General features: G+C 68.6%; 23 protein-coding genes. 11 read left to right on the top strand and 12 right to left on the bottom strand.

All coding sequences use genetic code 11. From position 1 onward, the window contains the following. The first annotated feature begins 21 nt into the window (after positions 1-21). The 3 genes from CHC08_RS01145 to CHC08_RS01135 all read left to right on the top strand — a co-directional run bounded on the left by CHC08_RS01145 (position 22) and on the right by CHC08_RS01135 (position 3,332). A complete protein-coding gene (locus CHC08_RS01145; RefSeq protein WP_089205221.1) occupies positions 22-465 on the top strand; it encodes a cytidine/deoxycytidylate deaminase family protein in 444 nt (147 codons plus the stop codon). Positions 466-855: 390 nt separating this feature from the next. Beyond that, positions 856-2,061: a glycosyltransferase family 9 protein gene (locus CHC08_RS01140; protein ID WP_089205394.1), complete on the top strand. Its 1,206-nt coding sequence runs from the start codon at positions 856-858 to the stop codon at positions 2,059-2,061. Continuing rightward, positions 2,058-3,332 carry a glycosyltransferase gene (locus CHC08_RS01135; RefSeq protein ID WP_089205220.1) on the top strand — a complete coding sequence of 425 codons (1,275 nt, stop codon included), beginning with the start codon at positions 2,058-2,060 and terminating at the stop codon, positions 3,330-3,332. The genes CHC08_RS01140 and CHC08_RS01135 overlap by 4 nt, the downstream gene beginning before the upstream one ends. 183 nt (positions 3,333-3,515) lie before the next feature. Here the strand turns inward: CHC08_RS01135 and CHC08_RS01130 are convergent, their stop codons facing one another. Next, on the bottom strand, positions 3,516-3,776 hold the full coding sequence (locus tag CHC08_RS01130) for an SAV_915 family protein (protein WP_089205219.1): 261 nt from the start codon (positions 3,774-3,776) through the stop codon (positions 3,516-3,518). A gap of 376 nt (positions 3,777-4,152) precedes the next feature. On the opposite strand from CHC08_RS01130, the gene CHC08_RS50505 reads away from it, so the two are divergent. Together CHC08_RS50505 and CHC08_RS01120 are read left to right on the top strand one after the other, a co-directional pair. Further along, on the top strand, positions 4,153-4,311 hold the full coding sequence (locus tag CHC08_RS50505) for a hypothetical protein (RefSeq protein WP_218825056.1): 159 nt from the start codon (positions 4,153-4,155) through the stop codon (positions 4,309-4,311). Positions 4,312-4,316: 5 nt separating this feature from the next. After that, entirely contained in the window at positions 4,317-4,961 is a 645-nt protein-coding gene (locus CHC08_RS01120; RefSeq protein WP_089205393.1) for a nucleotidyl transferase AbiEii/AbiGii toxin family protein, read from the top strand. Between the two features lie 127 nt (positions 4,962-5,088). Here the strand turns inward: CHC08_RS01120 and CHC08_RS01115 are convergent, their stop codons facing one another. After that, positions 5,089-5,817 carry a hypothetical protein gene (locus CHC08_RS01115; protein ID WP_089205392.1) on the bottom strand — a complete coding sequence of 243 codons (729 nt, stop codon included), beginning with the start codon at positions 5,815-5,817 and terminating at the stop codon, positions 5,089-5,091. Between the two features lie 157 nt (positions 5,818-5,974). Beyond that, positions 5,975-6,847: an SDR family oxidoreductase gene (locus CHC08_RS01110; RefSeq protein WP_089205217.1), complete on the bottom strand. Its 873-nt coding sequence runs from the start codon at positions 6,845-6,847 to the stop codon at positions 5,975-5,977. Positions 6,848-7,085: 238 nt separating this feature from the next. On the opposite strand from CHC08_RS01110, the gene sigJ reads away from it, so the two are divergent. Continuing rightward, positions 7,086-8,030 (top strand): RNA polymerase sigma factor SigJ, encoded by a 945-nt coding sequence (sigJ, locus tag CHC08_RS01105; protein WP_089205216.1) that lies wholly within the window; start codon positions 7,086-7,088, stop codon positions 8,028-8,030. 397 nt (positions 8,031-8,427) lie between these two features. Here sigJ and CHC08_RS51155 read toward each other — a convergent pair whose 3' ends face one another. Further along, positions 8,428-9,216 carry a GNAT family N-acetyltransferase gene (locus tag CHC08_RS51155; protein WP_245878054.1) on the bottom strand — a complete coding sequence of 263 codons (789 nt, stop codon included), beginning with the start codon at positions 9,214-9,216 and terminating at the stop codon, positions 8,428-8,430. Positions 9,217-9,717: 501 nt separating this feature from the next. After that, on the bottom strand, positions 9,718-10,899 hold the full coding sequence (locus CHC08_RS01090) for an ROK family transcriptional regulator (protein WP_245878053.1): 1,182 nt from the start codon (positions 10,897-10,899) through the stop codon (positions 9,718-9,720). 349 nt (positions 10,900-11,248) lie between these two features. On the opposite strand from CHC08_RS01090, the gene CHC08_RS01085 reads away from it, so the two are divergent. From CHC08_RS01085 to CHC08_RS01065, 5 genes are all read left to right on the top strand, one after another. Continuing rightward, entirely contained in the window at positions 11,249-12,682 is a 1,434-nt protein-coding gene (locus tag CHC08_RS01085; RefSeq protein WP_089205214.1) for a sugar ABC transporter ATP-binding protein, read from the top strand. Further along, positions 12,679-13,668: an ABC transporter permease gene (locus CHC08_RS01080; protein ID WP_179281828.1), complete on the top strand. Its 990-nt coding sequence runs from the start codon at positions 12,679-12,681 to the stop codon at positions 13,666-13,668. The genes CHC08_RS01085 and CHC08_RS01080 overlap by 4 nt, the downstream gene beginning before the upstream one ends. Beyond that, positions 13,665-14,603 (top strand): ABC transporter permease, encoded by a 939-nt coding sequence (locus tag CHC08_RS01075; RefSeq protein WP_089205212.1) that lies wholly within the window; start codon positions 13,665-13,667, stop codon positions 14,601-14,603. Before CHC08_RS01080 ends, CHC08_RS01075 begins: the two co-directional genes overlap by 4 nt. Before the next feature lie 132 nt (positions 14,604-14,735). Continuing rightward, positions 14,736-15,944 carry an ABC transporter substrate-binding protein gene (locus CHC08_RS01070; RefSeq protein WP_089205211.1) on the top strand — a complete coding sequence of 403 codons (1,209 nt, stop codon included), beginning with the start codon at positions 14,736-14,738 and terminating at the stop codon, positions 15,942-15,944. 150 nt (positions 15,945-16,094) lie between these two features. Further along, a complete protein-coding gene (locus CHC08_RS01065; RefSeq protein ID WP_089205390.1) occupies positions 16,095-16,949 on the top strand; it encodes a sugar phosphate isomerase/epimerase family protein in 855 nt (284 codons plus the stop codon). A gap of 185 nt (positions 16,950-17,134) precedes the next feature. On the opposite strand, the gene CHC08_RS01060 is transcribed toward CHC08_RS01065, so the two are convergent. The 7 genes from CHC08_RS01060 to CHC08_RS01030 all read right to left on the bottom strand — a co-directional run bounded on the left by CHC08_RS01060 (position 17,135) and on the right by CHC08_RS01030 (position 24,146). After that, positions 17,135-17,644 (bottom strand): DinB family protein, encoded by a 510-nt coding sequence (locus CHC08_RS01060; RefSeq protein ID WP_089205210.1) that lies wholly within the window; start codon positions 17,642-17,644, stop codon positions 17,135-17,137. Positions 17,645-17,855: 211 nt separating this feature from the next. Then, positions 17,856-18,239: a VOC family protein gene (locus CHC08_RS01055; RefSeq protein ID WP_089205209.1), complete on the bottom strand. Its 384-nt coding sequence runs from the start codon at positions 18,237-18,239 to the stop codon at positions 17,856-17,858. 14 nt (positions 18,240-18,253) lie between these two features. Further along, the gene (locus CHC08_RS01050) at positions 18,254-19,597 is read right to left on the bottom strand and encodes an FAD-binding oxidoreductase (RefSeq protein ID WP_089205389.1); all 1,344 of its coding nucleotides are present in this window, start codon (positions 19,595-19,597) and stop codon (positions 18,254-18,256) included. 864 nt (positions 19,598-20,461) lie between these two features. Continuing rightward, complete coding sequence (locus CHC08_RS01045; protein ID WP_089205208.1) at positions 20,462-21,646, bottom strand: CU044_5270 family protein; 1,185 nt, start codon at positions 21,644-21,646, stop codon at positions 20,462-20,464. Beyond that, on the bottom strand, positions 21,643-22,194 hold the full coding sequence (locus tag CHC08_RS01040; RefSeq protein WP_089205207.1) for an RNA polymerase sigma factor: 552 nt from the start codon (positions 22,192-22,194) through the stop codon (positions 21,643-21,645). The genes CHC08_RS01045 and CHC08_RS01040 overlap by 4 nt, the downstream gene beginning before the upstream one ends. 839 nt (positions 22,195-23,033) lie before the next feature. After that, positions 23,034-23,408, bottom strand: a complete 375-nt coding sequence (locus CHC08_RS01035) for a helix-hairpin-helix domain-containing protein (protein ID WP_179281827.1) — start codon at positions 23,406-23,408, stop codon at positions 23,034-23,036. Between the two features lie 45 nt (positions 23,409-23,453). Then, on the bottom strand, positions 23,454-24,146 hold the full coding sequence (locus tag CHC08_RS01030) for an AraC family transcriptional regulator (RefSeq protein WP_143653041.1): 693 nt from the start codon (positions 24,144-24,146) through the stop codon (positions 23,454-23,456). Positions 24,147-24,204 lie beyond the last annotated feature (58 nt).

Genomic DNA, 24,204 nt, shown 5'->3' with positions numbered 1-24,204 from the left:
CGTGCACGGGGGAGATGTTCGATGAACGATCATGACTGGCTACGGCTGGCCTGCGACCTGGCAGGGCTGTGCCCGCCCTCGGAGACGGCGTTCTCGGTGGGGGCCGTGGTGGTCGGCGCCGACGGCGAGGAGCTCTCCCGCGGATACTCGCGAGAGACCGACTCCCACGTCCACGCGGAGGAGTCGGCGCTCGGCAAGATCTCCCCTGACGATCCCCGGCTGGCCGGGGCCACGGTCTACAGCAGTCTCGAACCGTGCAGCAAGCGCAGCTCCCGCCCCCGCACCTGCACCCGGCTGATCCTGGACAGCGGTGCCCGCCGGGTGGTGATGGCCTGGCGGGAGCCCGCGCTCTTCGTCGACTGTCACGGAGCGGAGGAGCTCGCGGCGGCCGGGGTGACCGTGCTGGAGATCCCCGAGCTGGCGGAGCGCGCCCGCGAGCCCAACGCCCATCTCCTCTCCCGCTGACGTACGGGGGCACCCTCGGCCGCCTCCGGTGGCGCGCAGGTCTGTTCTCCCCGGCTGCCTTTCAGGGCGGCGGGGAACCGCCGCCCGGTATGCCCGCCGCTCCATCGCCGGGACGTTGTCGCTGTCGGTAGACGGGTGCGAATAAACCCGGAAACAATTACTTAAAGTGATAAAAATAGGCCGATAGGTCCCTTAACTGCGCTTATATCCGGTTTTTCTGTTTGAGGATCGCTGCTCTCGGTAGTCATCAGATATCGGACGAGAGGCCAGCCCCATGAGATCTGTCGAATTAGACGCGACCTTTTCTGATCCGCCACCGGCGTGCGCACATCGCCTCCACGGCGAACCGGCGTGCGCACATCGCCTCCGCGGCGAGCTGCGAGTGTGGCGATGACCGGCACCGTTCTCGTCGCCCGCATGGACAACGCGGGCGACGTCCTGATGGCCGGGCCCGCGATCCGCGCGGTCGCCGAGGGCGCGCGGGAGGTCGTGCTGCTGGTGGGACCCCACGGCCGGGCCGTGGGCGAGATGCTGCCCGGCGTGTCCAGGGTGGTGGAGTGGCGGACACCGTGGATCGATCCCGAGCCGTCGCCGATGACCGGCCCGCACGCCCTGCGGCTCTTGCGGATCATCAGGGACATCGCTCCCGAGCAGGCGCTGATTTTCACCTCGTTCCAGCAGTCGCCGCTGCCGCTCGCCCTGCTGTTCAAGCTGGCCGGAACGCCGAGGACCGCCGCGATCTGCTCCGACCACGCCGCCTCGCTGCTCGACGTACGGCACGTCGTCGACGAGAGCGTGGACGTGCCCGAGGCCGAGCGCATGCTCGCCCTGGTCAGGGCGGCGGGATTCGACCTGCCGCGGGGAGACGGCGGAGCGCTCGCCATACGGGGTCCGCTGCCCGAGGTCGGCTACCTCACCGGGCCGCCCGGCTACGTGGTCGTGCACCCCGGAGCCTCGGTCCAGGCCAGGACGTGGCCGGCCACGAGCTGGGCGCGGGCGGTCCAGGATCTCGTCCGCGCGGGCCGGCGGGTCGTGGTGACCGGCGGACGTGGAGAGCGGGCGCTCACCGCGAGGGTCGCCGGCGGCGCCGGGCAGCACGGCCTCTCGGCGGGACCCGCCTTCTCCGGCCAGTGGATGTCGGGCGGGCCCACCCTCGTCCGCGGCGCGGCAGCGGATGATCGCGCCCTCACGGACGGCTGGGTGGAGGGAGGCCCCGCCCTCACGGGCGGCCACTGGGAGAAGAACGGGTCTTCGGGGAGATCCATCACCGACCTCGGGGGAAGGACGACCTTCGCCGAGCTCGCCGCGGTGCTCGCCGGAGCGAGCGCGGTGGTCGTGGCGAACACCGGCCCGGCCCATCTCGCGGCGGCGGTCGGCACGCCGGTGGTCAGCCTCTTCGCTCCCGTGGTCCCGGCCGGTCGATGGGCGCCGTACGGCGTGCCGACCGTGATCCTCGGTGATCAGCAAGCTCCCTGCCGGGGCACCCAGGCCAGGGTGTGCCCGGTTTCCGGCCATCCGTGTCTTACGTCCGTGTCAAGCGATCAGGTGGTAGAGGCCGTTAATCGCCTGGTATGCGCGAAAGAGGATGTTAAATGAGGATTGCTCTGATATCAGAGCATGCGAGTCCCCTAGCGGCCATCGGCGGCGTCGACACCGGTGGGCAGAACGTTCATGTCGCGGGCCTGGCCGCCGCGCTGGCGGGGAGAGGGCACGAGGTCGTCGTCCACACCCGGCGTACGGCCGTGACCCAGCCGGACCGGGTCTTCCTCCGTCCGGGCCTGACCGTCGAGCACGTCCTGGCCGGGCCTCCGATCTTCCTTCCCAAGGATGAGCTGCTGCCGTACATGCCAATGTTCGCCGCGCATCTCGCGCGGCGATGGGCCGAGCGCCCGCCCGACGTGGCACACGCGCACTTCTGGATGAGCGGCCTGGCCGCTCTGATGGCCGCGCGGGATCTCGGGATCCCGGTCGTGCAGACCTTTCACGCCCTGGGCACCGTCAAGCGGCGCTGGCAGGGCGCGGCGGACACCAGCCCGGCGGGGCGGATCGCCGTCGAGGCCGACATCGGACGGCGGGCTCACGCGGTCATCGCCACCTGCCGCGACGAGGTGAGCGAGCTCCTGCGGATGGGTGTGCGCAGGGAGCGGATCGTGGTCATACCGTGCGGGGTCGATCTCGACCTCTTCTGTCCGGCCGGATCCGCCGCCCCCCGCGGATCACGGCAGCGCATCCTCAGCATCGACCGCATCGTGCCCCGCAAGGGACTGGACACCGTCGTGCAGGCCATGCGTGAGCTGCCGGAGGCCGAACTGCTCATCGCGGGAGGCACGCCCGAGGACGACGAGGCGGTGCGGCTGATGCGGATGGCCCACTGCTACGGCCTGTCGGACCGGGTCCGTCTGATCGGCAGCGTCGACCGGGCCGAGGTGCCGGTCCTGATGCGCTCGGCCGACGTCCTGGTGAGCGTGCCCTGGTATGAGCCGTTCGGCATGGTGCCGGTGGAGGCCATGGCCTGCGGGGTGCCCGTGGTCGCCTCAGCGGTCGGCGGCCATCTCGACACGGTCGCCGGGTGCGGGATGCTGGTGCCCCCCCGCCGCCCGCGCGCTCTCACCGGGGCACTGCGCGACGTGCTGGGCCGTCCCCGGCTTCGGACGTCGCTCACGACGGCGGGCGAGCGGCGCGCCCGGCTCCTGTACGGCTGGCCGCAGGTGGCGGGGCGCACCGAGTCCGTCTACCTCGACGTGATCACAGAACGTCGCGACGGCGTGCCGTTGCGGGAGGCCGGCCCGCGTCCTCGGACCACCGAGCCGGCAAGGACCGGCGGAGCCGGCCGGGAGGACGAGCCGGAAAGGCAGGCACACGGTTAGGCGGGCGTGGTGTTGAGGCGGGTACGGAGTTGACCCCGTACTACCTGCCCTGATTTCCGGCAGGTTCTGCCTGCGGCCGGGCGGAGAGGTACGCGAGGATCATCTCCGCTCCGGTGGGGAGTTCTGAACTCCCGGCCGGCTCGCCGCTCTGAGCGGACTCCAGGTCCTGATGGAGGATGCACATCACGCGGCTCCGGAGGAGAGCCGGGTCATCGTCCCGGCGGGGTCGATCACCATGTCGGGGACGTTCAGATCGTCGATCATGCGTCGGAGCGTGGGCTCGCTGAGCCGGATCCAGCGCTGGTCGGCGCCGAGCACCTTGGCCAGGCGTATCGGCGAGGAGAAGGCGGCTGCCGTTCTCTTGCCCGACGCGGTCCGGAACAGGCGCAACGACACGGCGAAGGCGCCTTCACGGACCGGGACGAATAACGGTACTTCCGACATAACTTCCTCCTATGGAGAATTCCTACAAGAGGGACGTTACGGCCTTGCGGGGAGTTGGCGGCATGATCCCTACGGAATCTCTACGGGAACGGCCGAAGGGCTGACGCCGTATTGACGTCGAGCGACTCCGAATCCGGGAAGAGCCGGCGCCGTGTCGACCCTGGCTCCTGTCGGTCGTGGTGCGAAACCACACGCGAACGGGCAGACTGGGGAAGTGAGCACTCGGTCTCGGTACGCCAGCCGCCGTGTTTACCTTGTCCCCGCTGACCTGAGCGAGTTGACGGGGCCCGTTGTCGGAGTCGTAGAACTGCCTACTCATCTCGACTGGTCCGAGCAGCATGTTTACGATCTGACCGACGACAGCCACCTAGGGCTTATGTACGAACGCGTGATCCGTGAAGCCGTTCACCATGACGATCTGCGTGCGTATTTGAACGGCGGGGTGCTGATTCGTATCTGGCCACGCCTGTACCTGCCGATTCAGGCCAGGCAGGCGTGGGAGGCGCGCTTCCCGGATCTGGTGCGAGTGGCATAGTGGCCATGGACCCGCTGCACGAACTCGCCACGCGGATCGGTCTGACGTCGACGGAACGCTTCGGCTTCGCGCTCGCCGGCGGCTACGCCGTGCAGGCCCATGGCTTTCTCACCCGCCGTTCGGAAGATGTGGACCTGTTCACATCAACCGGCGGAGAGTTCGACGCCGCGGTCATCGCCGCTGTGACGGCTTATCGCGCCGCGGGCCTGAAGGCTGAGATAACGCTTGCAAATCAGGGCTTCGCCCGCCTGCTCGTCACCGATGACGATGGTCGCTCGGTAAAGATCGAGTTGGGCGTGGACTGGCGCGCTCATCCACCGGTCAGGCTGGAGATCGGCCCCGTGCTCCATCCGGATGACGCGGTGGGAAACAAGGTGGCCGCCCTCTACGGCAGGGCCGAAGTCCGGGACTTCGTCGACGTGGACGCGGTTTTACGCAGCGGCCGCTACAGCACCGAGGACCTGATTCGTCTGGCCACGGATGCCGATCCGGGATTCGACACAGCGATGTTCGCGGTGGCGTTGTCCGCGTTGGACCGGATACCCGATCAAGCACTGGCTCATCACGGGCTCGGCGACGAGGAGATTCATCGACTCCGCAGGCGCTTCTATGAGTGGGAGAAATCTCTTCGGCCCGATGGGGGCGGATAGCGTCCGGCCAGCTCCACGTTTCGGACGAGGAGCTGGCTTCCGCAGCGGCGGCATGAGAATCCCTGCATCATCGGCCTCGCGACCCTTCGCGAGCTCGTTGTTCTCGGTACTTCAGATGAACGGTGGCTCAGGCCTGGCCGAGGGCGTCGGTGCGGACGAGCCGAAGGAAGGCCTTGAGCCCGCTGATGACCTCGTGGTTGTCGGTGAGACCGTCCACGGTGTCCTCGAAGCGCCGGGCGATCCCGGTGATCCGGCGGTCCAGATCTTCGTCGCCCACCCGCAGGTCGGTGTGGAGCGTCTCGACGTCGCGCTGGAGCCGCTCAGCGGACTCCGTCAGCGCGGTCACCTCCGTGGTCAGACGCTCCACCCGGGAGACGAGGGCCACGATGTCCTCGCGGGGGTAGCGGGCCTCGCTCATCAGCGTGGTGACCCGCTCGTGAAGGTGCGAGAAATAGGCGCCCGCCGGCCGGAAGAAGGTGCTGAGAAGGTAGAACCCGGCGAAGTAGTAGCCCACCTCGGCACCGGAGAAGAAGGTGATGACGGCGAGGAGTGCCGCCGAGACGAGGTGGCCGCCGACGGCGAAGTGGCGCATGCGCCTGGCGATCTCCAGGGCCTCGGCCTCATGGGCGTCGGGGACCTCGATGCCGCGTTCCCGCGACACATGGATCTCGTGGACGACCTGACGCGCTCCGAAATACAGGTTCCAGGGGAGGGTGAGGAGCAGGATCAGCCAGATGAGGCTGATCGCGCCGAGCCCGAGCGACAGGACCGTGGACAGCGGCACCTCGGCGTATACGAGCAGCCACGCGGCGATCACCGTGGCGACGAGCGCGACCAGAAAAACCCACCATTTCATGATCTGATCGTCCCGAAGATCCAGACGCCGGGGGAGGGCGCGCACACTCAGCTGTGACTGAGCACCCCTACTCAGATCATCAAACTGCTGGGACGCGCCTTTCCTCGGGTTGGGAACTCTCCACCGATTGCGACCGGTGGAGGTCGAGTGGCGGCTCTTATGCTCGGAAGTCGTCGGCGTGCTCGGCGGCCCACTGGGCGAACGTGCGCGCCGGGCGGCCGGTGACCTTCTCCACCACGTCGGTCACGGTGGAGCCGAGATTGTTGTCGCTGCCGTACACCCGGAGGAGAAACTCCACTCTCTCCCGGTAGCCGATCTCGGGGTTGTCGCCGAAGACCTTGAAGAGGAGCATCTCCGGCGGCCTGCCCTCCTCGACCCACTGCTTCCGGGTCTGGTCGGGGGTGAACTCCTCGAACCTCAGGTCACGTCCGGTGGCCTCGCCAAGGATGCGGATCTTGTCCCGGGGAGTCAGCACCTCGGGCCCGGTGATGGTGTAGGCCTTGCCCGCGTGCCCGTCCTCGGTCAGGGCCGTCGCCGCCACGGCGCCGATGTCGGACTCATGGACGGAGGCACCCTTCCGGTCGCCGTACGGCTCACGGATGACGCCCTCGGCACGCAACCGCTCACCCCAGTCGGCCAGGGTGTTGCCCATGAACTCGATCGGCTTGAGGTGGGTCCACTCCAGCGTGCTGGATCGGGCGGCGGGCTCCAGAGTGCCTTCCTCCCATCCGCCCAGGATGGTGACCTTGCGAACTCCTGCCCGCAGTGCCAGATCCACGATCTGCTGCCCGTTGCGCAGCGGCTTGTAGTCCTTGCTGAAGTTGATCAGGTGAGCGGCGGTGACGCCGTCGAAGACCGGGGTCAGGGTGAGCACCTCGGTGAGGTCGCCCGCGACGACCTCCACACCCTCCGGCAGGTCGGCAGTGGCGGGGTCGCGGGTCAGCGCCCGCACTCTGTGGCCCTCCCGCAGCAGGTGCCGGATGAGGTGACTGCCGACGGTTCCAGTGGCCCCGGTGACCAGAATGGTCATGGCGACACTCCTTTTCCTGATGTAGAGGTGTGCATGTCGAGCGGTTCCGGAAACGCGGCGGTGTGGCCGGCGGACCCGTTCCGCCTCGGTGGACCCGGTCACGACCCAAGAGGCCCCGGCGCCGACGAACGTGACATCGGAGACCACCGGTGAGGTCCAGATCACATTTGAAGGGGATGTCACACTCGAGCGCCGCCGCACCTCTCAAGGGGGGAAGCACACGACATAAGGACCATCCATGCCCGACAATCCGGATGACACCTCGACGCGGGTGTTCGCCGACCACCGCGAGCTGCTGTTCTCGATCGTCTACAACCTGCTCGGCAACGTGGCCGACACCGAGGACGTGTTGCAGGACACCTGGCTGTCGTGGGCGCCCAGAAACCGGGCGTCAGGCGCCGAGGAGATCACCAATCCGCGCGCCTACCTGGTGCGGATCGCGGTCAACCACGCGCTCGCCCGGCAGGGCGCCATCCGTCGCCGCCGCGAAACCTACGTGGGACCCTGGTTGCCCGAACCCCTGCTCACCGACACCGTCCCGGACTCCGCCGAACCGGCCCTGCGCGCGGAGTCGGTGTCGATGGCGCTGCTGGTGGTGCTGGAGACCCTCACCCCGCTGGAGCGGGCGGTGTTCGTCCTGCACGAGGTGTTCGGCTACCCCCACACCGAGATCGCCGGCATCCTCGACCGCGCCCCGGCCACCGTACGGCAGCTCGCCCACCGCGCCCGCGAGCACGTCCACGCCCGACGCCCCCGTTACCAGGCCAACCCGCGCGTCCAGCGGCAGGCGACCGAACGGTTCCTCGCCGCCGCGCTCGGCGGCGACCTGGACGCCCTGATGCAGATCCTGGCGCCGGACGTGACCATGTGGACCGACGGAGGGGGCAAGGCCAGGGGCTCCGTCCTGCGCCCGGTGCACGGTCGCGACAAGGTCGCCCGCATGATCGTCGGTGTCACCTCCCGCGCGCCCGAAGACCTGGACGTCCGCTACCGGACGGTCAACGGCGATCCGTCCGCGGTGCTGTTCGCCGACGACGCCCCATTCGCCGTCATGGTCATCGACCTCAGCCCGGACGGGGAGCAGGTGTCGGGGATTTACTCCGTCACCAACCCCGACAAACTCTCCCGCATCCAGGACGTGCCAGAGGGGACACAGAGATCAGGAAGTACGGACGAGTCCTGAAGCCGCCTACTCCGCCCAGCACCGGCCTGGCGAAACGGCGAAGAGATCGCAGATCGTGCCGTCGAAGGCGAACAGCACGGCACGGGTCCGTCCAGGACGAGGGCGACATGGGGGCGTACTCTCGTGCTCGTCAACCGGGATCCTCCTGATCATGGCATCGCGGCCGATCGTATGCGGTGCCGTACAGCCCGAGGCGCGTTGAGCGGGATGATGTGCGGCGACACCGCCTTACGTGATCACGCCGCCGGTCCGTGGCAGCCGCCCTTCGTGGGCCAGGACCACACGCACCTGGCCGTTGGCAGAGCGCATCGGTGATGACATGATCCGCGTCATGCTCGTGACCTGGTTACGTACTCCAGCGGGTAAGGCGAGTACTGCGGCACTGGAGCTTCCGGGGTCACCTGGCCCGCTGGGATGTCCAGACGACCTCGCCGTCCACCCGGGCGTCGGTCGGGACGAGGCCGGCGCGGCGAGCCACGGCTGAGGAGACGGCGTGGTCGGGGTGGACGGTGGCGACGATGGTGCTCACGCCGCGCTCCCTGAGCCAGGCGACCAGCGCGAGCGCCGCCTCGCCGGCGATGCCCCGGCCCTGCCAGGGGACTCCCACCACCCAGGCCACGGAGGCCTCGGCGGAGGTCACGGTGGCCTGGACATAACCGGTCAGGGGATCGGACCCGCTCGGGCCTTCCGATCCGTTTCCGGTCTCCGCCCCGCTCGCGGTCTCCGTCTTGTCGCCGGTCTCCGCCCCGCTCGCGGTCTCCGTCTTGTCGCCGGATTCCGGTCCGCTCGCGGTCTCCGTCTTGTCGCCGGATTCCGGTCCGCTCCCGGTCTCCATCCTGTTCCCAGGTGCCGATCCGCCCGTGGTTTCCGGCCCGTCCAGGTCCCGCGACGTGTCCGTGGGCTCCGACGTCTTCGGGCCTTGCGAGGCGTCCGAGTTTTCCGACCTGTTCAGGTCCTGTGACGGGTGCAGGCGGATCACCCAGTTGAGCCATACCTCGTCACGGCCCGGCGGCGGCCCGGCGATCATGCGGGTGTAGCGGGCGCGGAGCTCTGACGGGGTCGCGGGGGAGCCGCCGATGAAGGTGTGGAGGGCGGGGTCGCCGAGCGCCTCGGCCATTTCGGCCGCGTGTTCCACCGCCAGCGGTATGAGCGTGAGCCGGGGAGTCCTGATCGGTTCGGCATCCATAGTCAAACGAGTGTTCCACGGTTGGCAATCGTCTGGCGATCGGTTTGTGTTCGACTGGCACCGGGTTCGTCGAGGAGGATCAGTGGCCGTTGAAGAGAAGCCGTACTTCAGAATCGTCTGGCCCCTCCCGGCTCAGTCCGGGCAGGGCGGGTCAGACGTGGACGATCGAACGATCGACGGTGTCGAGAGTGGGCCGGACACGGGCAGCCGAACGGCCGAGGATGGGTCGGGTACGGATAACTGAACGATGAATGGTGTCCGGGGCAGGTCGGACACGGACGATTGAACGGGGGGCGGTGCCCGGGCAGGCCGGACACGGGGGGTGACGGTGCCCGGGCAGGCCGGACACGATCAGCCTGGTGACGGTGCCCGGGCAGGGCGGACACGGACAATCGAACGGCGACGGTGCCCGGGCAGGGCGGACACGGATGACCGCACGATCGACGGTGCCCGGGGCGAGCCGGACACGGACGATCGGACGGGCGAGGATGCCCGGGTGGGTCAGACGCGGATGACCGACTGGTCGACGCTGCCGGGGGCCAGGACGTGCTCGATGACCATGACGGCGGCGCCGATCACGCCCGCGCGGTCGCCCAGCTCGCTGGCGGTGATCGTCAGGTGCTGGGTGGCGAGGGGGAGGGAACGGCTGTAGATGACCTCGCGGAGACCGGCGAGCAGTTGCTCCCCGGCCTCGGCGATGTCGCCGCCGAGCACGATCACCGAGGGGTTGAAGAAGTTCACGATCGAGGCGAGGACGTCGCCGACCTCGCGGCCCGCCTGCCGGATGAGCTGGACCGCCTGGGTGTTGCCGCCGCGTACGAGGCGGACCACGTCGCGGCTGTCGGAGGCCTCCACGCCGGCGGCGCAGAGGCGGGCGGCCATGGCGGAACCGCTCGCCACGGCCTCCAGGCAGCCGATGTTGCCGCAGCGGCAGACGGTGTCGAGGGCCGAGGCCACCCGGATGTGGCCGATGTCGCCGGCCGCGCCCTGCGCGCCCCGGTGCAGGCGGCGGTCGCTGATGATGCCGCAGCCGATGCCTGTGCCGATCTTGACGAAGATCAGGTGGTCGGCCTCCGGGCGGGCGGCCCAGTGTTCGCCCAGGGCCATGATGTTCACGTCATTGTCGACGAGGACGGGTGCGCCAAGGCGCGAGCCGAGCCACTCGGGAACGGGGAAACCGTCCCAGCCAGGCATTATCGGCGGATTGACCGGCCGTCCCGAGCTGTGCTCGACCGGGCCAGGCAGGCCGACGCCGATGCCGCAGACCTCGTCCAGGTCGTGGCCGGTCTCGGCGAGCATCTCCTCGAAGGTGCGCTGGAGCCAGGCGAGTGTCTCCTCGGGTCCACGGTCTATCGATATCTCGGCCGCGCGTTCGGCGAGGACCTCGGTGCCCAGATCGGTGATCGCGACCCGGGCGTGGGTGGCGCCGAGATCGGCGGCGAGGACGACACGGGCGGCGCGGTTGAAGGTGAAGGCGATGGCGGGACGGCCGCCGGACGAGATGGCCTCCTCGGTGGGAATGATCCACTGCTGGCTCAGCAGCGCATCGAGGCGCTGGGCCAGGGTGGATCTTGCCAGCCCGGTCAGTTGCACCAATTCGGCCCTGGTACGGGCCTGACCATCACGCAGGATCTTAAGAAGCGCCCCCGCGCCGGCGATTGAACCGTTCGCTTCGTTCAGCATGCGCACAGTCAACACTCCTCGTTTCCACCACGTCAAAGCGACTTACGCCTCTCGATAGCTTCATTATGCCTAATGGTGACTTACTTTTGCTTGACCATCGCCATAAGATCCCTTTAGCATCCCGAAATATGGAGGAAATTGGACGGTTACCGGCGAATCAAGTACGACCGCGTGTTACCGGAACCGGATTTACGGGAAGGGTTCGCAGGCTCTCCACGGACTGCTCCGTCGACGAGTCAGCGCAGGTGGGGATAGGTATTCATGATCGATCGCTTGGCCGCCCGACGTCGGCCGGGTGCGTGGGCACCGTCGCGTTACCCGGGGAAATGGGCGCGTCGTGATTCTCAGGATGCGGGGCATCGCCAAGAGCTTTCTCGGGGTGCGCGTGCTGAGCGGGGTGAATCTGGAAGTCGCCGCCGGGGAGGTGCACGCCGTCGTGGGCGAGAACGGCGCCGGTAAATCCACGCTGATGAAGATCCTCGCCGGGGTCCACTCGCCCGATGAGGGCAGCGTCGAGATCGACGGCGTCTCCGTCTCCTTCGCCCACCCCGTCGAGGCCCAGCGCGCCGGGGTCGCGATCATCTATCAGGAGTTCAACCTGCTGCCCGAGCGCAGCGTCGCGGAGAACGTCTTCCTTGGACGGGAGCCCGTCAGGCGGGGGCTGGTCGACCGCACCGCGATGGAGACCGACACCACGCGGCTGCTGAAGGAACTCGGCGAGACCTCCTTCGTCTCCCACGACCTGGTCCGGCACCTGTCCATCGCCCAGCAGCAGGTCGTGGAGATCCTCAAGGCGCTCTCCCAGGACGCCCGGATCATCGTGATGGACGAGCCCACGGCGGCACTGGCCGAGCACGAGGTGGAGCTGCTCTACCGGCTGGTCGCCCGGTTGCGGGAGCGGGGGATCGCCGTCCTCTACATCTCCCACCGGCTGCGCGAGGTGTTCGACCTGGCCGAGCGGGTGACCGTACTGAAGGACGGCGCGCTGGTCAGGACCGCGGACACCGCTGATATCACCTCCGACGAGCTGGTCAGGCTGATGGTCGGCCGCGACCTCGGTACCTACTTCCCGCCTCGCGGTACCGAGACCGGTGAGGTACGGCTCAGCGTCCGGGGCGGCGGCAACGCCGTACTCGACGGGATCGACCTCCAGGTGAGCGAGGGGGAGATCCTCGGGGTGGCCGGGCTGCAGGGGTCGGGCCGCACCGAGCTGGCGAAGGCGATCTTCGGTGCGGAGCCGTTCACGCGCGGCACGATGAGCCCGCTGCGACCCAGGTCGGTACGGCAGGCCGTGGCCGCCGGGATCGGGCTGGTGAACGAGGACCGCAAGGCCGAGGGGCTCGCGCTGCGCCAGTCGGTGCGGGACAACGCCCTGCTGGTCTCCCGTTCGGTACGGCGAGGGGGCAGGACCGACATCCGGGAACTCCTGGAGTCGGTACGGCTCCAGCCACCACGACCCGAGCAGGAGGTCCGCTACCTGTCAGGCGGCAACCAGCAGAAGGTCGTGCTGGCCAAATGGATCACTGTGGCGCCCAAGGTTCTGATCTTCGACGAGCCCACGCGGGGGGTCGACGTCGGGGCCAAGGCCGCGATCCACGACCTCATGCGCGGGCTGGCCAAGGACGGCATGGCGATCATGATGATCTCCTCCGAACTCCCCGAACTGATCGGCATGAGCGATCGCATCATCGTGATGCGCGACGGACGCATCGCCGGAGTACTTCCCGCCGGCCCATCAGAGGAGACCGTCATGCACTTGGCCGCCGGCGAGGTGACGCCGTGACCGAACGTACCCTCACCTCTTTCTCCCTCCGAAGGAAGGTGACCGGCTCGACGCTGATCATCTACCTGGCACTGATCGGCGTCCTGCTCATCGGATGGGTGCTGGTGGCGGTCGACGGGGGGAACTTCCTGACGCTGGAGACCGTCGTCGGCATCCAGCAACGCTCGGCCGCGCTGGGGATCGTCGCGGTGGGACAGACGCTGGCGATCCTGGTCGGTTCGCTGGACCTGTCGGTGGCATACCTGATCAGTCTCACGTCGCTCGTCGCGGCGGAGATCATGGCCGGGCAGGACAGCGGGATCCTTCCGGCCGTCGCGGCGGTGATCGCGGTGAGCGCGCTGATCGGCCTGGTCAACGGGCTGGTCATCACCCGGCTTCACGTGCACGCCTTCATCGCGACGCTCGGCGTCGCACTGATCATCAAGGGAGTCGTGGACCACCTCTACGACGGGCCGTCCGGCAGCGTGCCCGAGTCCTTCCAGCGGCTCGGCTACGACCGGCTCGGGCCGGTTCCGGTCTCGGCGCTGCTCTGGGCGGCCGTCGCCGTCGCGGCGTGGTTCCTGCTCCGCCGTACGAGGCTCGGATACCGGATCTACGCGGTCGGCGGGGACGAGGAGGTGGCCCGGCTCTCCGGGGTACGGACCGGCAGGATCATCGTCGCCACTCACGTTCTCTGCTCGATCTGCGCCGGGATCGCCGGGCTGCTGCTGGCCGGCAGACTCGGCGCGGGGGCGCCCACGGTCGGCACCGACGGCGGCTACGACCTGGAGTCGATCGCCGCGGTGGTGCTCGGCGGCACGGCCCTGGCCGGCGGCAAGGGCGGGGTCCCCGGAACGGTCGGCGGGGTGCTGCTGCTGGCCGTGCTCGACAGCGTCTTCAACCAGCTTGAGGTCAACGCGTTCTTCAAGGACGTGGTGCGCGGCGTCGTCATCGTCGCCGCGGTGGCCGTTTACGCCCGCCGTACCGTCAGGAGGCGATCCCGATGAGAGCCCTCAGGTCCATGGGGCCCATCTTCCTCGTGCTGGCCGTGCTGCTGGTGCTGATCGCCGCGGCCAACCCGTTCTTCCTGGAGCCCGCCGGGTTCCTCGCGTTCGTCAAGCGGGCCGCGCCGCTGGTCATCCTGGCGGCGGGGCAGTACTTCGTGATCGTCTCCGGGGAGTTCGACCTGTCGGTCGGATCGCTGGTCACGGTGCAGGTCGTGGTGGCCGCCCGGCTGATCGACGGGGAGGAGTCGGCGACCTGGTGGGTGCTGGCCCTGCTGATCGTGATCGGGTTGCTGGTCGGGCTGGTCAACGGGGTGATCACCACCGGGCTCCGGGTGCCGTCCTTCATCACCACGCTCGGCATGATGCTCGTGCTGTCCGGCGCGGTCTTCCTGTGGACGGGCGGCGCCCCGCGCGGCGCGCTGTCGGAGACGTTCAGGATGTTCGGCCGGAAAGACCTCGGCGCGGTGCCCTGGTCGGTGCTCATCCTGCTGGTCATGGGCGGAGCGGCGATCATGCTCATGCGCTCCGACTTCGGCAAGCGGCTCATGGCCACCGGGGACAACGAGCGCGCGGCGGGATTGTCCGGCGTCCGGGTGAACCGGACCAGGATCCTCGCCTTTGTCATCTCCGGTCTGGCCGCGGCCGTCGCGGGCATCCTGCTCGGCGGTTTCGCGGGGGTCTCGGCCCAGGTCGGACAGGGTCTGGAGTTCCAGGCCATCACGGCGGTCGTGCTCGGCGGGGTGGCCCTGGGCGGCGGACGCGGCTCGGTGGTCGCGGCCATGGCCGGCGCGCTCACGCTCGAAGCGCTGTTCACCCTGCTCAACCTGTACGGAATCTCGGGGGCCCTGGAGTACGCGGTCCAGGGCGTGATCATCATCGCCGCGGTCGCGGCGGGGGCCGTACGGCTTCCGTTCAAACGTGTGGCGCGTGCTTGAACGCGCCACCGGCAAGGACGCTTTCCTCGACGGAACGCACCTCTCGAAAAAGATCGAACCCTCTCGGTAGAACGCTCCACACCCCAGCGCTCCTCACCAAGAGACACCCCCCAAGAAAAAAGGAGACCTCCATTGAACAGGTCTATCGCGGCCCTCGTCGCGGGAGCCTCCGCGCTGTTACTGGCCGCCGGATGTGCCAGCGACAAACCGACGGCGACCGCCACCGCCCCGGGCGCCTCGGCGTCGGCCCCGGCCGTCGCCGCGTCGTCGGGAACGGGAGAGCAGTCGAAGTTCTTCGTCCAGGCGGACTTCGACGCCGAACTCGCCATGCGCACCCAGGACGCGGAGGGGCCCGCGGACAAGCCGTGGGAGCAGGCCATCGCCCCGGAGATGATCGACACCGCCAAGTACAAGAAGGACGGGCCGTACCACCTCTGCTTCTCCAACGCCGCCGTCAACAACCCGTGGCGGCAGGTGGGCTGGAAGACCATGCAGGCCGAGGTGGCCCTGCACAAGGAGATCACCAAGTTCACCGCCCTCGACGCGGAGGGCAAGGACGACAAGCAGATCTCCGATATCGCCGAGCTGGTCGGCCAGGACTGTGACGCGCTGATCGTCTCGCCCAACACGACGGCGACGCTGACCCCCGCGGTGACCGCCGCCTGTCCCAAGATCCCGGTGATCGTCTTCGACCGCGGCGTGGAGACCGACTGCCCGGTGACGTTCATCAACCCGATCGGCGGCTACGCCTTCGGCGCCGACGGCGCCGAGTTCCTGGTCGAGAAGGTGCCCGCGGGCGGGAAGATCCTCGCGCTGCGGATCCTGCCGGGCGTCGACGTGCTGGAGACCCGCTGGTCGGCGGCCAAGGTGTCCTTCGACAAGAGCCAGCTCAACGTGGTCGGGGTCGAGTTCACCGACGGCGACGCCGCGAAGACGAAGAGCATCGTGAGTGACTACATCCAGCGCCACGGCAAGATCGACGGCGTCTGGATGGACGCGGGCGCGACCGCCGTGGCCGCGATCGAGGCCTTCGAGGACGCCGGCCAGCCGGTGCCGGCGATCGTCGGCGAGGACCAGCAGGACTTCCTGCAGAAGTGGAAGGACGGCGGGCTCACGGCCGTCGCGCCGACCTACCCCACCTACCAGTGGCGCACCCCGGTCATCGCCGCCCTGAAGATCCTCAAGGGTGAGGAAGTGCCCAAGAGGTGGAAGCTTCCCCAGCCCAAGATCACCTCCGAGAGTCTGGACACCTACCTCCAGCCCAACATGCCGCCGCTCCACTACGCGCTCTGCGGTTGCGAGGACCTGCCCGACTTCCCCGCCAAGTGGGGTGGCAAGTAAGGCTGATCCGCCAGCGGGGAAGGCGGTGCCCGGGACCGGGCACCGCCTTCCCCGACCGACCGCCGCGCCGTGATCCCACGTCCGGGGGATCACGGCGCGGCGGTCACCTGCCATGGGACGGCGCGTGTTCACGAGGAAAAGGGGTTGCCGGTGTTCTCCATCGGGGTCAACACGTGGGTGTGGGTCTCGCCGCTGACGGGAGAGGATCTCGTACGGCTGGCGCCGAAGGTGGCCGCCTGGGGGTTCGACGTGATCGAGCTGCCGGTGGAGCAGATCGGTGACTGGGACCCCAAATGGGCGGCCGGCCTGCTGGAGGAGCTCGGACTGAAGGCGTCGGTGGTGCTGGTCATGCCGCCCGGCAGGGAGCTCGTCGCGACCGACGCCGAGACGGTCAGATCGACCCAGGAGTACCTGTGTCGATGCGTGGACGCCGCCGTGGCGGTGGGGAGTCCCGCCATCGGGGGCCCGGCCTACGCGTCGGTCGGGCGGACCTGGCGGATGTCGGACGAGGAACGGCGGGCGTGCTACGCCGAACTGCGCAAGAACCTGACCCCGGTCGGGGAGTACGCGGCGGAGCGCGGGGTGACGGTCGCCGTCGAGCCCCTCAACCGATACGAGACCAGTCTGATCAACACGGTGGAGCAGGCCGTCGAGGCGGTCGGCGGGATCCCGGGGGTCGGCCTCGCGCTGGACGTCTACCACATGAACATCGAGGAGCGGGATCCGGCGGCGGCCGTACGGCGGGCCGGGGAGCTGGTCGCGCACGTGCAGGTCTGCGCCAACGACCGGGGCGCCCCGGGAGCCGACCACCTGGACTGGCCGGCCCTTGTCGAGGCGCTGCGCGCGGTGGACTACCGAGGCCCGCTCTGCATCGAGTCCTTCACCGCGCACAACCGTTCGATCGCCACCGCCGCCTCGGTCTGGCGCCCCCTCGCCGCCAGCCAGGACGCCCTGGCCACCGACGGCCTGGCCTTCCTCCGCGATCTCTGCGACCGGATCGGATGATGAGCCCGGGCCGTGGTGGAGCCGGACATGGCACTGCGGGGTGAGGCAAACACCCTATGGGAGTGATCAACGATAGGGTTCGCGACCAGGTCAGAGGCAGTGCACGCGGTCGGGCGAGTCCGGCTCGAAGCCGTTCGCCGTCGGGGTGTAGAGGGGCGGCCCAGGGATGGGCCACCCCTCTCCGCTCAGGCGCCTACGGTCCCGTCGACACCCTCGCGGAGGAAGTCCGCGTGCCCGTTGTGGCGGCCGTACTCCAGAAGCACGTGCACCATCACCATCCGCAGCGACACGTCCTCGCCCCACCTCGGCTGATGCCCGGACAGATCCAGGGACTCGGCCTCCCGCTCGACGCGGCGCGAGTTCTCGACCTCCGCCTCCCAGGCCGTGAACGCCTCGGCCCTGGTCGAATTCCTGGCATCGTACGCCGCCTGAAAGTCGATCTTGTCGGACCAGACCATCGGGGCGTCGTTGTCCTCGAACACCCGGCGGAACCAGGTCCGCTCCACCTCCGCCATGTGCCGCACCAGGCCGAGCAGCGAAAGCGTCGACGGCGGCATCGACTGCTGCCGGAGCTCCTCATCGGTGAGCCCCTCGCACTTCATGGCGAGGGTCGCGCGCTGGTAGTCGAGGAAGGCCCGCAGCATCTCACGTTCGCTGCCGAAGTTCGGGGGGCCTATGCGATTGTCGGTGGTCACGGGTCTCGCTCCTCGTCCATGCTTCGGTTCAAAAGGCAGAACCTACCCTTATCGGTCAACCCTCGTTGAGGGCCGTCTGCCCGAACCAAGGGAGCAGGACCGACCGGCGACGCCGGCCACCGGGAAGCCGCCGAGCCCAGGTCGCGGGGAAAGCACTGCCAGGCCCTCGGAACGAGGGCCGCCCTGACGCGGCCGCCCGGTGTCGCCCACCTCAGGCGAAGAGATCGACGGCGTTGCCGTCGGGGTCGTGGACGATGGCGTACCGCTGGCCCCAGACCGCGTCCCAGGGCTCCTTGTGGCCGTGGTAGCCGAGCCCGGTGAGCTTGCCGTACGCGGCGTCGACCTCGGCGGGGGAGTCCAGCTTGAAGGCCAGCGCGATGCGGTGGCCGCCGGTGGGCCGTTCCCAGGCCGGGTCGAACGACCGGACGGTGTCCTCGGTGTCCCAGGCGAGGCGCAGGCCGCCGGGCAGTTCCACCTCGGCGTGCGGCGACGCGTCCGCCTCGGGCGGCAGGTCTAGCCCGAGGTGACGGTAGAAGGCCAGGGAACGGGCCATGTCCTGGACGACGAGGCCGATGAGATCAATCTTGGCATGCATCTTGGGTCGCCCCTTCAACGTGGTGGGATGTTGTGGTTGATCCGGAAAAGGTTCTGCGGGTCGTAGCGCGACTTCAGCTCGGTGAGGCGGGTGAAATCCGCGGGCGTGTAGGCGGTCCGGACCCGCTCGACGCCGGCATCGTCGATGCCCAGGAAATTGACGAAGGAACCGCCGGTGCACCAGGGCCGCATTTTGTCGTTCAGCGTGCCGTGTGCGAGCCGATTCTCCTCGATCCGGTCCGGATCGAGGAGCGAACCGGAGTAGAGGGAGAAGGCCGCGTCGCGTCCGCCGACCGCGTTCGGCACGGCGGGCGGCCGTGCGTAGGCGCCGCCGAAGTGACGCAGCTCGACGACAAACGGGGCGTCGGCCTCCGGTCCCGCCAGCGACACCAGCGTGTCGACGGCGTGCGCGTCCAGGTGGCCGAGCAGGACGTTCGTGTCGTAGGCGGCGGCGGGCTCGGTCGGCTCGTGGTGGATGGATCCGACCTGGGCGTACGGCATCTCGCCGACGGTGTCGAGCAGCCGGGGGCCGAGGTCGCGCAGTTGCCGGGTAAGCCGTTCGCCCTCCTCCGCGGGGCCGCTGTGGGCGATCCGCACGTGGGTGACAAAACGGCCTCTCAATGGTCCGGGCACGGCGGGATCGTCCGGGTAGTGGATCAGCATGACCGAGGACGCCATTTCCTCGGGTACGGCCGCCGCCCACTCGGCGTAGGCGTGCAGGACATCCGAGGTCGCCTCGGCGGGGAAGTACAGCCCTCCTCCGTACAGGCGTGCGACCGGGAAAAGGTCGATCTCCATGGCGACGACCACCCCGAAGTTGCCCTTTCCGCCGCGCAGCGCCCAGAACAGGTCCGGTTCGAGATCGGCCGACACCTGCCGCAGCCGTCCGTCGGCGGTCACGACCTCGAATCCGCGCACGTGGTCGGCGGCGTAGCCGTAACGGCGGCCGAGCAGGCCCGCCCCACCGCCGAGCGTGTAGCCGACCGCGCCGACGTTGGGACTCGATCCGTTCAGGGGGGCCAGCCCGTACGGCGTGGTCGCCTCCAGCACCCGCTGCCATCGAACCCCGGCCTCGACCCGGGCGGTCGCGGCCGCCGCGTCGACCTGGACGCCGTTCATCCGCCGAGTGTTGACGAGCACGGCGCCGTCGGCCGTGACGGCGGGCCCGTGCCCGGTCGCCAGCACCGCCACGGGAAGGCCGCGGGAGGCGGCCGAGGTCACCGCGGCCCGTACATCCTCCGCACCGGTCGCCCCGACGATGAGGGCCGGGCGGTGTTCGACGGCGAGGTTGAACCCCGACCGTTCCCCGTCGTAACCGCCGTCGCCCGGCTGGAAAACCGGGCCCGTGAAATCGTTCATCCAGGTGAGGCTAGTGACGGCGGTCATCCCGGTCTTGTAAGAATCGGACAAGTCCACACTTCGGATCAGGCCGGCTCGCGGTGCGACGGTCCCGATTGGGAGCGCGCTGGGGTCTCGGTAGCAATGGAGAAATTTCCAACGGTGCCTTCCACGATGAACTCGGCTAGCGCGGCGAAGACATGGAAGATGAGCCGGGAGCGGTGGTGTCCGGTGCCTTGTGCAGGGGGCGGCGGCCGCCGCCGCGCTACTGGACCGGCTGCAGAACGACAAGTCACGATAACCGTCTTGAGGGTGACCTGCTTGGTGGGACTTCTCGTTCGTATGCTCGGCCGGGGTGGTCCTGTTGTCGCCGCGAGAATGCCCGCCGGGCACGATGGGCGCCATGACGATTGATAATGACCGACAAGCGGCGCTGCGCCCCTTCGCCACGTGATCCCCTCTTCCCCCGAGTGCGCGGAGTACCTGCAAGGGCGTCAGCAGCAGCGCCAGCCCCCAGGCCGCGCGTGCGATCTCGACCGCCCGCACCGGTGGCATCCTCCCGTCGGATCGTTCCTCGAACGACCTGTGCCGCGTCATCCCCGTCGCCCTGCGCCCGCGCGCCCACGCCAGAGCGCCCAGACCCGCCGTCAGGGCCGAGGCCGCCGCGAGCAGCCCGTGATGCTGGGAGGCCCAGAGCTGGGTGCTATGGGTTATGGCCTTGTGGTCGAAGCACTGATCCCGAGGACCTATCGGCGCCGGCTTGCCGGCCCGCCTCACTCATTTGCCCGCCGCCGGCCCCCGCAAGCGCCGGCGGCGGGTGATCACTAAGAAGGCGACGCGCCGCTGACCCCGCTGCCGGCCCTCGCGTGCGGATTGGTGAGCGACTCAGTTCCGATGCGTGGGCAGTTCTGGTCGTTCGTCGGTCCAGCCGATCGCCTGGTACGAGGTGGAGTCGCGGATCTCCGCCTGCCGCCCGTTCGCGAGCTTGGTGGTGTTCGTTCTCACCTCGGCAAGAAGCAGGCCGGTGCTGGGATCGACCACGAGCTGAACCTTGGTGAACAGGTCCGGCTCTATTTCCTCCTGATAGCTGAGTGTCTGTCCGTGCCGGCCCAGCGGGTCTGTCATCTCCCCCTCGGCCCGTATGCCGGGCAGAGACGCGAGGATCCGGTACGCGGATGCACGAACCTCGGGCGAGGCCGGCAGGCCGCTGATGATGCCCACACAGTCTCGCAAAAGGATGTACGCCCTCGCCTCCTCCACGTCTATCCCGGATCCGGCCAGATCCAGCCGGCCGATGCGCTCTTCCAGGTAGTTCCGGAGCTTGTCGGGCTCGCTCGGGATCGCGCGCACCTCCTTCCAGGTCATCAGGTCCCCCGCCATGTCACCGGCCGAGCCCTTCCACTTGCCGTGAAGCCGTTCGGCGGTTCGCTCACCTGCCGCCGCCTTCAGCGGCTTGGACGGGACGCCGAACAACTCCTCCGTCTTCATGTTCTTGGGGTATCGCCAGCTGGTGGGCGCCCCCGCGGCCCGCCAGGCCGCCTCGTCCTGCGGGGTCGCGGGCTTGTAGCCGAGATCCTGCCAGATGCGCCAGTACTGCAGGTCCGGCCGCTTCGCCCGCCACGTCTCACGGGACCGTCTGCCCTCGAGCACATAACTGCGGGTGGGGTCGGTCAACATCCACTGGTTGACGGTCGCGGTGCGCCAGTAGTCGCCGCTCGCGGGGGCCTTCTCCACGGCGACGGCAGCGGCGAGCAGGATCTGCCGGGCAGTCGGTTCGGCCGTCGCGGGCACCGACGTGCTGGGCTGAGGCACGACGGAGGTCGTGCTGTCAGACAGCATCGAGGGGGCGATGACCGCCACCGCGGCGGCGGCCGCGGCCAGGCCGAGCAGAGCGCGGCCGGGAGAGAGCACGAGCCGCCGGGAGGGCAGGAGCCGCCGCCGCGGAGCCGGAGCACGCTCCAGCACGACGATCTCCGCCAGCAGCGCGTCCGCCCCCGCGGTGGACGCCCGGCCGGCCAGGTCCTCATCCAGCACCCTCGCCCGGTCCTTGAAGATCTGGTCGTTGTTCACCGTGACTCCTTCTCGATGAGCGGCCGTGATGCGAAACGAGCGGCTGATGGGCGGGCCTTCTCCAGGGCCTTGGCGAAGCGCTTGCGGGCCCGGTGCAGGCGGATACGGGCGGCGTTGCGCGAGCAGTCCAGCACCGTGGCGATCTCGCCGGGGTCGAGTCCCTCCCAGAGGGTCAGGGCCAGCAGCTCACGATCGCCGTCGGCGAGCATGTCCATGGCTTCGTCCACGCCGTGCTGCTCACCGTGGTGGGAGGGGGCGGTGTAGAGGTGTTCGATCTCGTCGGTGAGTTCGGTGTGCCGGGTGAGCCTGCGCCGCTCGCTACGGCGGTGGTTGGCCAGGACCCGCCGGGCCACGCCGTACAGCCAGAGCTTGCCGACCTCGCCGTCGGGGAGCTCGGTTATCCGCCGCCAGGCGATCACATAGGTCTCGGCCACAACGTCGGCGGCGTCCTCGGGAGAGGAACACCGCCGCACGGCATATCCGAGGATCTGCTCATAGGTTCGCCGGTACACCGCCTCAAACCGGGACCGGTCGTCTTGTTCACTCACGCGTCATCCTCGTCAGACCTTCCGAACGCTGCGGGCTTTCACTCCCTACGTGTCCGCGGGCGACGGCAGAATTTCAGGCCAGGCATGAAATTCTGAGTCGATCGGAGCGAGCCCGCGACCGGTGGCGTGCAAAAACCCCGGTCGGCAGATCACGCTCGTCGCCACCGTCAACCAGATATGACAGAGGACTCGGCCCTCCGCTCGCCAGGTAAGGACAGCGCCTCGATCACGTGTAGGCCGACCTTCCGTGCTTGCAGGTCCGCGCCGAGCATCATGGTTGGTCGCGAACTGCGATTCGTAGCCGCGGGAGTCCCGACGCAGCGGTGTCGCCATGATCCCGGCACTGTTGACGAGGATGTGCAGCAACGCCTTCAAACGGATGACCGGCATCTCCCCAACCCGATACCGAGCGACCATCCGGCGATGACGCCTCAGACTCCATCTCTTGAGGCGAGAAGCACCCGTAGAAACACAGCAGTGGCGATCGGAGAAGTCGGATTCAGAGGGAGCGGATGAGCCGCTCGGTGCTCAGCTTGAAACCCTCCCTGCAGCACGTCACGCAGCCACTGGGCGTCGGACGAAGCCGCGACCTCGACACGGATTGTCCAGGTGCCGGTTTGTTCGAGGGTGGTGAAGAGGCGCTTCAGGAGGGTCACAGTCGAAGAGCCACTCGTAATGAGCTCTGCGGCGTGGCCGGCTCTGCTCACGCTCAATGATCGCCAGCCCCGCGGCACCGACGGACACATGGTGGTCAAAGAGGTGCTCCCACAGAACCTGAACTCTCGCAATGAGTTCGGACCCGCCCTGGACGATCTCATAGCTGCGCTTCATCGTCTCGGCTACTGTTCGCTGTCATCGGCGATGAAAGACGTTTCGGCGCGTCCATCGTCTGTGGAATCGGGTTCGGGGCGGGTCCGGTCTGTCGCGACCGCCGCGGATTCTTCTCGTGATGTTGCGAGGAGCCGTTTGCGTTCGGAAGTGTAGTGCCACCATGGTTTACCGGGCGCTCCGCCGGCCTGGTCGACGGCGGACATGAGCGTGTCGAGGAGGCAGGGGTCCTCGGCTCGGCCGGTGGCAACGCACATCGTCTCGAAGAGTTCGAGCGGGTCGCGTCCGCGGAGCTGCTCGACGCTGGTGATCCCGATGCCCTCAAGGCGGCGTCCGACAGCGGGGCCAACGTTCGCCAAGGTTTGGAGGTTATCGGTGTTCGGCATCGGGAGGTTCATACCCACCATTTCAGCGCACCCAGCGACCATGGGTTAGAACTTTTCGGCCATAACCAGAGGTGAAGCGTGCTCGAAGAGAGCAGCGGGAGTGAGGCCGCTGAACCGGCGTACGTCGCGGCCGAGGTGGGCTTGGTCGCTGTATCCGGTGGAGGCCGCGATCTGCGCGATACCAGCACGGTCGTCGGTGGTGGCGCCGCGGATGGCGTGGTGGAGTCTCGCGACTTGCTGGATCGTTTTCGGGGTCAGGCCGGTGTGCTGTTCTACGAGCCGGCGCGGATGCCGCGGCGAAAGGCCCATGATGTCGGAGAGCTCCCCGACAGTGGGCGCGAGCCTCGATGTCAGGGCAGCGACGGTATAGGTAACCCGGTTGTCGGCGGTGGCTTCTGGCCAGAGCAGTTCGGCCGGCTCGCGGTCGAACTGCTCTGCCCAGAGGGCGTCGACCAGGCGGTGCGCGGTCGGCGCCGGGAAGAGATCGTCGAGGGGTATCCGGCGGTCGGTGAGTTCGGCGGCGTGGACGCCGACGATCGTGCTGAGCCAGGCGGTGTCGATCCGCAGACCCTTCAGCGTCGTGCCGGCCTCCGGCATGGGAAGGTCCGCACCTGTTGCGGGGCCGATGATCCATGCCTGCCCGTGGGAGCTGACGATGATGTCCGACTGATTGTCCGGCAGTACCCGAGTGACCTCAGTGCCGACGCGCTGCTCCCGCAGATGTGTGATGGGAGCCACCGGTTTGGTTGCGGTGAGAGCATCGAGGCGCTACTCCGAGTGGGGGAGGCGCTGGTGT

Origin of the sequence: Streptosporangium subroseum (assembly GCF_900188345.1) — a bacterium.
In the GTDB taxonomy this organism is placed as follows: Bacteria; Actinomycetota; Actinomycetes; order Streptosporangiales; family Streptosporangiaceae; genus Streptosporangium; species Streptosporangium subroseum.
The sequence above is the reverse complement of the archived record's forward strand: the minus strand, read 5'-3'. Positions and strand labels throughout refer to the sequence as shown.

Coding starts and splice junctions, on each gene's coding strand:
- CHC08_RS01145 (WP_089205221.1), top strand. CDS start 22: ATGAACGATCATGACTGGCTACGGCTGGCCTGCGACCTGGCAGGGCTG.
- CHC08_RS01140 (WP_089205394.1), top strand. CDS start 856: ATGACCGGCACCGTTCTCGTCGCCCGCATGGACAACGCGGGCGACGTC.
- CHC08_RS01135 (WP_089205220.1), top strand. CDS start 2,058: ATGAGGATTGCTCTGATATCAGAGCATGCGAGTCCCCTAGCGGCCATC.
- CHC08_RS01130 (WP_089205219.1), bottom strand. CDS start 3,776: ATGTCGGAAGTACCGTTATTCGTCCCGGTCCGTGAAGGCGCCTTCGCC.
- CHC08_RS50505 (WP_218825056.1), top strand. CDS start 4,153: ATGTACGAACGCGTGATCCGTGAAGCCGTTCACCATGACGATCTGCGT.
- CHC08_RS01120 (WP_089205393.1), top strand. CDS start 4,317: ATGGACCCGCTGCACGAACTCGCCACGCGGATCGGTCTGACGTCGACG.
- CHC08_RS01115 (WP_089205392.1), bottom strand. CDS start 5,817: ATGAAATGGTGGGTTTTTCTGGTCGCGCTCGTCGCCACGGTGATCGCC.
- CHC08_RS01110 (WP_089205217.1), bottom strand. CDS start 6,847: ATGACCATTCTGGTCACCGGGGCCACTGGAACCGTCGGCAGTCACCTC.
- sigJ (WP_089205216.1), top strand. CDS start 7,086: ATGCCCGACAATCCGGATGACACCTCGACGCGGGTGTTCGCCGACCAC.
- CHC08_RS51155 (WP_245878054.1), bottom strand. CDS start 9,216: ATGGATGCCGAACCGATCAGGACTCCCCGGCTCACGCTCATACCGCTG.
- CHC08_RS01090 (WP_245878053.1), bottom strand. CDS start 10,899: ATGCTGAACGAAGCGAACGGTTCAATCGCCGGCGCGGGGGCGCTTCTT.
- CHC08_RS01085 (WP_089205214.1), top strand. CDS start 11,249: ATGCGGGGCATCGCCAAGAGCTTTCTCGGGGTGCGCGTGCTGAGCGGG.
- CHC08_RS01075 (WP_089205212.1), top strand. CDS start 13,665: ATGAGAGCCCTCAGGTCCATGGGGCCCATCTTCCTCGTGCTGGCCGTG.
- CHC08_RS01055 (WP_089205209.1), bottom strand. CDS start 18,239: ATGCATGCCAAGATTGATCTCATCGGCCTCGTCGTCCAGGACATGGCC.
- CHC08_RS01050 (WP_089205389.1), bottom strand. CDS start 19,597: ATGAACGATTTCACGGGCCCGGTTTTCCAGCCGGGCGACGGCGGTTAC.
- CHC08_RS01035 (WP_179281827.1), bottom strand. CDS start 23,408: ATGCCGAACACCGATAACCTCCAAACCTTGGCGAACGTTGGCCCCGCT.